The sequence below is a fragment of the Streptococcus sp. GMD6S genome (assembly GCF_000297015.1).
In genome coordinates, this window is record NZ_AJRH01000369.1 from 1 (window position 1) to 7,851 (window position 7,851).

Genomic DNA, 7,851 nt, shown 5'->3' on the forward strand with positions numbered 1-7,851 from the left:
CCAGAAGCAGAAGAGTTCGTCATGGAATGGAACCAAGAAGTCTTTGAAGAAGGAAAAGTCGGCTTGGAAGAAGGAGAATTTTATCCTTATCCGAGGTATTAGGAAGAAGACAAGCTTGATTTGAGTAAATGTAAAGGGGGGTAAATTTTGACAGCGGAAAAAAAATATATTGGTGCTTATAGCCGAGATGCTAGAGACTATTTTTCATTATTGCCGACAGAACGAGAAATAGTAGAGCAGTTGCAGGTTATATACAGAGAAGAGAAAGGGATTTTTGTCTTATGTGGTAACAGAGGATCAGGAAAATCAAGTCTGAAAAATATTTCTTTGGAATCTGTTAAAAATCGTAGAGGTGCTAAAGATGACAAAGAAATTCTTGTAGTGAATGTATCTTTTTTTAGTGGTAATAAAGATTTTCATAGAGAAATTTTGATGCAAATTCCTAACGCTATTACCAGAAGAATGAACGATATTGAACGTGATATTGGTGATTATGTTTATAATGATGGCAGGTATTATCCGACTCTAGAGTATAATGCTAAGGAAAAAGTAAAAAAATATGATTGGTTAGAACAGAATCAAAGAAGCAAAAATTTTTCAATAATACGTAAAAGGTTGAAAAAAATTGAGGAAAAATTTGAGATTGATTCAAATATTTATAATTTATGCAACGAGTTATCAAATCAAACTAGTAATTTATTTGAACAGTTTAAGCTTTTAAATAAACAGAACGAACTCCAAAACAGTAAGTTTCCTATGTTTCAAAAAAATAGAGTAGATATTTCAAATTTTCGAAAAAACATTGACGAACTGTATCAAAAGGTTGAGTATTTTGAAAAAAAAGCGAGCGAGCTGATAAAATTAGAGGAGTTCTTGCTTATTTCTCAACAACAGCTACAGTATTTTGATGTAGAAATAACAGATACAAAAAGATATTTAGAATCAACTACTTCAGATATATCAGCCGAGTCATCTATTGATTTAAGTGCTGATATAGGAATAATAAAATCGGGATTACAATTAAGAGGGAAAATTTCTTCAAATAATAATGAAGAGTTGTCTCGGGAGTTAAAAAGTATTGTTACTGAGGAGTTAAAAGAGCGTCAGTTACTACGGCTTCTGAAAAACATGTCTGAATACTTTAATATCACTTTTTCCATTGATGAATTAGATAAATGTAATAAAGCTACAATTATTGATATGATTGATAAAAATAAAAGGTTATTCTTTGATTGTAATGTTTCGACATTGCTAATTACAGATATATCCACTGCAATATCTTTATTGGAAAAATCAGATTATATTTCTGAACCTAATATCATTGTTGTCCCTGATTTAGGTATTTTGGATTATATTCACAGGATTAATAATAAAGGGCTACCCCTAAGTTATAATTTTATTACTATTCTAGATTCCTATTTCGTGAATAGAATGAATAATAGGGAGTTAAATTATGGTAGAAAATATGAGGGAAGAACTTATTATTCCAAGGGATTTGAACTTTACAAGTTTATGAATTCCACTCTTTATAAAGGTATAAATGAACTTTATAGACCGATGATATTGAAATTTTATTGGGAGTTAATTGACTTACTAGATTTTGTCGGGGAATTATCTAAAGAAGAATATGAACAATTTGAGAATAGTTTTTTTAATAATAATGACTTGCATTCTTTAAAAATTAAGTTTATACTGCGTAAAATAATAGATCAATTAACGACACAATCTTTTGATTACTCTTTTACTCTCGAGGATAGTCGAAGTCGGTATGGACATACTAAATCACTGACTGAGTTTAATAATAAGAAATCCCATATTCGCGAATTTTTGCAGCAAATAGCTTCAAAACCAACGATACTTTCAGATGAGACTGCTTTTTTAAAAATTAATCATATAGACTCTCAAACTGAGGAATTTTACTACTTTGATATAGAATTCTCAGATTATCTAAAAAAATTGGGTATTGATGATGAAAAGTTCAAAAATATCTTGTTGCAATTATCTGAACCAGGAAAGAAAGGTATATATGATGGAAGAACTTATCGTTTTGCAGAGGAATTTTATGATCCTTCTCAAGGAGTTGATGATGCACGAGCCATTGTAGAGAGAGAAAATACAGTTGGTGTCATTTTATTCTATCCATATGATTATTCGGAGAATGCTAATCCAAATCACCAGCCACTACGAAATGGTATTATTGTAACTGTAACTGATTTTGATGAATTTATACTATATCCATACATAGGTTATAGTGGTCTACATTCTCACGAACCATCTCGTCTCACAGAATTTAAAGAAGAATTGAGTGATCAAAATATCCTAGTTTACGAAGTAGAAGATGAAAATTTATGGAAAGGATGTTTCGAAAAAGATAATACAGACCTCAAAGATAAAATTTTTGAGGTCTGTAAAAAAGAAATAAAAAGATGGCTTAGTGATATGAAATATAGAGCCAACAGGTAAACATCTTGGTTAAATCATTGATTTATATTGTTATGTTATTAAAGATCGTTATATCTCCTTAGCAATATTTAATCTTCCCAAGACTAATGAAAGTTATTCGAATGAATTTTTATCATGAAAATACTAGACAATTTAGTTTGTCAAACAGAAAACAAATAACAGTAGGGCGGTGCGAGACGAGAAACGCTACTATGCAAACTGGTTAGAGGAGCTGGAGAAGGCATTAGCTGAAGGAGTCTAACATGGAAATCGAAATTACTGATTTTACAGGCTGTAAGATTGCCCTTTTTTGTGGGGATAGGATTTTAACTATCTTGCGGGATGATAAGTCCAGCATTCCTTGGCCCAATATGTGGGAGTTGCCATGTGGTGGAAAGAGTGTCAGGGAAAATCTGATATAGTATTGCATTAAAAGAATATCCTTTCAAGGTTATTCTTTTTATTTTGTCCCAAAATAGTTGATTTCGTCCCAAAAATATAGTATTATTTGTGTAAGGAGGAATGAATCATGAAAAAATCAGATGTTCTTGATTTAATAAAGTATCATTATGAGGGCAGAGAGACAGAATTTAGAAATCAATCCATAGCAATTGCTCGGAACTTCAATAAACATGGTGATACACAATTAGCACAATATATTATGGGGTTAATGTCCCAAAGTGATAGATTCATGCCACAAATAGAGAATCCTAGTGAGTATTTGACTCCTGCTAAACTAGATATTGGTCCTCTCCCATTGCCTCTTTCACTTATGAATGATTTAAAAGGAATAATAAACGCTGTCAATCATCATATTGGAATAAATAAATTTTTATTTGTGGGATCTCCAGGTACTGGGAAAACTGAAAGTGTAAAGCAGGTGGCTAGACTTATTGGCAAGGAATTACTTGTAGTAGATTTCAGTCACTTAGTAGATAGTAAGCTGGGGCAAACAGTCAAAAACTTAGCAACTCTTTTTAATGAAATCAATAATCTTCCTTTCAAACAAAATTATATCATCCTATTTGATGAAATTGATTCCATAGTACTGGATAGGGTTAATCAGAATGATTTGAGAGAAATGGGACGAGTGACTTCTGCCTTTTTAAAGGAGTTGGATAGGCTGTCACCAGAAATTGTATTAATTGCAACAACAAATCTTTTTGAAAATCTTGATAAAGCAGTTACGAGAAGATTCGATGCCATAATTGACTTTGACCGTTATACTGATGAAGATAAAGTAGAAGTAGCTACTATTATTTTAAATGAGTTATTAAAGCAATTTAAGAATGTAGCCAGAGATTTGAAATTATTTAAAAAAATTATATATAGTTCTAATACAATTCCAAATCCAGGTGATTTAAGGAATATGATACGAACATCATTGGCATTTAGTGATCCACAAGATCCACATGATTATCAAAAACGTCTCTTAAGAAGTTTGCATAGTGGAAAAAATTTATCTATTTCTAAATTATCAGAATTAGGTTTTACAGTTAGAGAAATTGAAATTTTAACAGGTGTTTCTAAAAGTAGTGTATCACGAGAATTAAGCGAGGGTTGACATGAATACATTATTGACATTACGTGGAAAAAGTTTTACACAAAAATCAAGAAATAATGGTATGGGACCAATAACTATACCCAAAAAAGCAATAATTACATTGGAACATTTGAAGTATCTTCATTTTTCATTAGAAGAAACGAAAACATATTGGGAAAAAAATAATATTATCGATGGTATTTTGATCAGTATTTACTATAATCGAATTGTTGCCAAAAGTAACCGTATTAATGGCTATTTCAATGTAGGAGGAGGGAATCCATTCCCTAATGATACCATTGTGGGAGCAAAATTCAATGAGGAGAAGACAAAACATATTGTTACTCATTATATTTCTAGAGATACTCTTAATAAAACAATAACCGTTTTAAGTAAGATAATTGAAGTTTTTGAGGAACATTTTGATAGAGCGATAACATGTGAGATGTTCTCTGATTCATCAACGTTTGCTTCTATAAATTTTTCGGAGTATGGTATTTCAAAAAGCAAATTTCAACAGTATTTGAGAGATTCTTGCTTTATTGAGAATTTTGGGGTTGAGCACACTACTGTTTCTGATATTCAAAATTCTATCGTGACATTTTATGATGTCCATACAGACATTTTTAGATTACTGAATAAATTAAATATTGATATTTCAGAAGCTAATATTATGAATCAGACCACGGTCTTGCTTGATGAAAAAAATATTGAATTGCTACTATCAAAAGCTCCCTATCTTGTCTCCATGATTGTGGAAGATTTTTCTAAGTTATCTATAGATGATTTTTCTTTAGATAATAATGATTTAAAAATAAATCTTCCATCTCCAATGAACGAACCAGTTGTTGGCGTTATTGATACCTTATTTGACAAAAGAGTTTACTTTAATGAGTGGGTAGAATATCATGATTTCGTCTCACCTGATATTAGAAAAGATAGCCAAGATTACAAGCATGGGACAGCTGTGACTTCTTTAATCGTTGATGGAGTCAATTTGAACCCTAATCTGGATGATGGTTGTGGAAATTTTAGAGTAAGGCATTTTGGTGTGTCACTACAAAGTGGATTTAATTCATTTACAATCATAAAACAGATAAAAGAGATTGTTTCTCAGAATTCTGATATTAAGGTTTGGAATCTTTCTTTAGGGTCCAATGATGAAATAAGAGAAAATTTTATCTCTGCAGAGGGAGCTTTATTAGACGAAATTCAATTTGAGAATGATGTAATTTTTATTATAGCTGGGACAAATGCTTCAGTAATAAATGGGAAACGTAAAAGAATAGGTGCTCCTGCTGATTCACTTAATTCTATAATAGTAAATTCTGTTGATTTTAATAATCAATCAGTGTCATATTCACGAGAGGGTATTGTTTTATCATTCTTTGTTAAACCAGATGTGTCATATTATGGAGGGGGAAATGGTGACTTTATAAATGTTTGTGAACCTCTAGGATTAGGTCGTGTAGCTGGAACAAGTTTTGCGGCACCTTTTATTGCAAGGAAAATGGCCTATCTCATTCATATTATGGGACTTAGCCGAGAAGAAGCAAAGGCTTTGCTAATTGATGCAGCAATACCCTGGAATGATAAGAAAACATTCACTGATTTATCTTTGATAGGAAATGGTATTGTTCCAATAAAAATGGATGATATTTTATCTACACCTGATGATGAAATTAAATTTATTGTGTCAGATATCTCTAGGGCTTATGATACGTATAATTATGATTTTCCAGTACCTATTTCTAGTGAGAGTTATCCATATGTAGCTAAGGCAACAATGTGTTATTTCCCTAACTGCTCAAGAAATCAAGGGGTTGATTATACAAATACTGAGATGCAGATTACTTTTGGTAGGTTAAAGTCAGACGGTATCGAATCGATAAATAAAGACAACCAGCATGCCGAAGATACCCCAGGATATGTGAGAGAAAACGCAGCTAGAAATATATTTAGGAAATGGGATAATGTCAAGCATATTGGAGAGTCGTTTACTTCTAGAAAGAGAGCTAAAGCAATTTTAAATCCATCTAATCCTCAGTGGGGGATGAGCATTAAAACAATCGAACGTTTGAAAAGTGGTGATGGACAAGGAGTACGTTTTGGTGTAGTAGTTACATTAAAAGAATTAAATGGGGTTAATCGTATTGAAGATTTTATTCAGCAAGCTGAATTAAGAGGTTGGCTAGTTAATAGATTACAAGTTGAGTCTCAAGTAGATCTCTTTAATAGTTTAAATGAAGAAATTGAATTTGAATAGTGGATATTTTAACCTTATTTTAGATATTAGGAATACAAGAGGGCAAAGATATGAATATCACCTATATCGTCGGAAATGGTTTGGATTTACAATATGGTTTGAAAACAAGATATAAGGATTTCTATGAATTTCAAAATAAGGTTTACATAAGTAGGAAAGAGAATGAGGAGGAATATTCAAATTTTATTTATGATTCGCTATTTTCTGATAAAGTAAATGATTATGAAAATTGGTCAGATTTTGAATTGTCAATTGGTAAATTGACAAAAGATAACGACCTCATCTTCTCAAGTATAGAAATGAAGGAGAAGTTTATAGATGATTTTAGTGAAGTAGTTGATGATTTAAGAGAACATCTACGCATACAACAAGAAAAAAATCTTGAGAAAGGTAATGCAATTGACTTTATAAGCACTCTAGATGATATGATAACCTCTCTCCCTGTAATTAATCAACCTGCTATCAATAAAAAATATAATGAAAATCTATATCAACACGATATTGTGAATATATTAACTCTTAATTACACAAATGTTATCGATAAATTATATAATGAGTCAGCAAAATCATTCAGGAATCAATTACGAGCTAATCTTTATAATTTTTATATTGAGCCACCAATTCATGCACATGGGACTGTGGATGTCTGCACGGTTTTAGGGGTTAGTGATGAAACACAAATTTCAAATAGTTTAGAAGAAGAACAAAAGGAATCTCTAATAAAAAGTTTAGTTTTGAAAAACTATAGAGAAAATATGGATGTTAAAAATAGTGATATTATAAAAAACTCTGATATTATTATTCTCTATGGGGTTTCTTTGGGAGAGACTGATAGGTATATCTGGAGTCAAATCGCTGAACGATCAATCAGTAGTTCTGTTCCTGTCATAATTTATAATTATGTACCAAATTTTGATCCAGGAAACCCCACTAGGGTGAAACGTTTATACAGAAAGGTAGAAGATAAATTCATACAGAATAGTGGTATTGATTTAGAGTTAGAGAAGAAATTAAGAGATAATCTTATTGTTGTTATTGGAAAGACTATTTTTAACCTGATGGAAAGGTAAGCACAGTACAAAATGGAAACATGGCAAGAGTTAAAAGTTACAGTGAAGCGTGAGGGGGAGGAGCTGGTCTCCAATCTCTTGATTGAGCTGGGGGCGCAAGGTGTTGCGATCGAAGACAGCATGGACTATGTGGGGAATGTCGACCGTTTTGGTGAGATCTTCCCAGAGGTGGAGCAGCAAGAAGAAATCGTGGTGACAGCCTACTACCCTGATACGGTTGATGTGGCAGTGGTTGAGGCAGATTTGCAGGCTCATTTAGCAGAACTGACAGACTTTATGGATCTAGGAGAGGTCAAGATGGGCACGACTGCCTTGGCTGAGGAAGACTGGGCAGACAACTGGAAGAAATATTATGAGCCAGCTCGCATTACTCATGACTTGACCATCGTGCCATCCTGGACGGACTACGAGGCGACTGCTGGAGAAAAGATTATCAAGCTGGATCCAGGCATGGCTTTTGGGACTGGAACGCATCCAACGACCAAGATGAGCCTTTTTGCCTTGGAGCAGGTTCTTCGTGGTGGCGAAAC

General features: G+C 32.6%; 6 protein-coding genes and 1 pseudogene. All 7 read left to right on the top strand.

Annotated features, from left to right (window positions below; all coding sequences use genetic code 11):
* The coding region (locus tag GMD6S_RS12670; RefSeq protein WP_000296530.1) for a DUF3013 family protein at window positions 1-102 on the top strand (102 nt) is incomplete at its 5' end.
* A gap of 45 nt (window positions 103-147) precedes the next feature.
* On the top strand, window positions 148-2,463 hold the full coding sequence (locus GMD6S_RS11670) for a P-loop NTPase fold protein (protein ID WP_000123177.1): 2,316 nt from the start codon (window positions 148-150) through the stop codon (window positions 2,461-2,463).
* 242 nt (window positions 2,464-2,705) lie between these two features.
* Window positions 2,706-2,855, top strand: a pseudogene (locus tag GMD6S_RS11675) (7,8-dihydro-8-oxoguanine-triphosphatase); the annotation flags it as partial.
* Window positions 2,856-2,971: 116 nt separating this feature from the next.
* The gene (locus tag GMD6S_RS11680; protein WP_000747917.1) at window positions 2,972-4,006 is read left to right on the top strand and encodes an ATP-binding protein; all 1,035 of its coding nucleotides are present in this window, start codon (window positions 2,972-2,974) and stop codon (window positions 4,004-4,006) included.
* A 61-nt stretch (window positions 4,007-4,067) separates the two neighbouring features.
* Window positions 4,068-6,251: a S8 family peptidase gene (locus GMD6S_RS11685; protein ID WP_000529014.1), complete on the top strand. Its 2,184-nt coding sequence runs from the start codon at window positions 4,068-4,070 to the stop codon at window positions 6,249-6,251.
* A gap of 50 nt (window positions 6,252-6,301) precedes the next feature.
* The gene (locus tag GMD6S_RS11690; RefSeq protein ID WP_001028050.1) at window positions 6,302-7,321 is read left to right on the top strand and encodes an AbiH family protein; all 1,020 of its coding nucleotides are present in this window, start codon (window positions 6,302-6,304) and stop codon (window positions 7,319-7,321) included.
* A gap of 12 nt (window positions 7,322-7,333) precedes the next feature.
* The coding region (locus tag GMD6S_RS11695; RefSeq protein ID WP_000451140.1) for a 50S ribosomal protein L11 methyltransferase at window positions 7,334-7,851 on the top strand (518 nt) is incomplete at its 3' end.